We start from the raw sequence: 372 nt of genomic DNA, 5'->3' as shown, positions 1-372 counted from the left end.
GCCGCTGAATGAGGATGAAAAAAAATATCAGCTGAAACAGCGCCAGGCCAGCGATCTGGCAGGGCAATCCATAATGCCGGATGTAAAAGTTATTCGCATAAACTCCGGCTATCTGGAGCTGGTGGATAAGTACTATGCCGGCAAGGGGTTTGGCTCCCTGATCGCCGCGGTAGGCTTTTTTGGGGCTTCGCTGCTGTTTCTGACAACGGTTATTGATGATTTTCCATCAATTGGGTGGAAGTTTGGCCCTCATGAGGAAATGGCATTAGCCATGAGCCTTATCTGCATTCCGACCATGATTATGACGTTTAAACTGCTGAAAACGGAGTGGTTTGCCTGGACCCACTACCCGATCCGCTTTGACTACCGAAA

1 pseudogene is annotated in these 372 nt (G+C 49.2%); it reads left to right on the top strand.

Annotated features, from left to right (window positions below):
* Window positions 1-73: 73 nt before the first annotated feature.
* Window positions 74-372, top strand: a pseudogene (locus GJV78_RS22850) (DUF6708 domain-containing protein); the annotation flags it as partial.

Source organism: Intestinirhabdus alba (genome assembly GCF_009711095.1).
GTDB lineage: Bacteria > Pseudomonadota > Gammaproteobacteria > Enterobacterales > Enterobacteriaceae > Intestinirhabdus > Intestinirhabdus alba.
The sequence above is the reverse complement of the archived record's forward strand: the minus strand, read 5'-3'. Positions and strand labels throughout refer to the sequence as shown.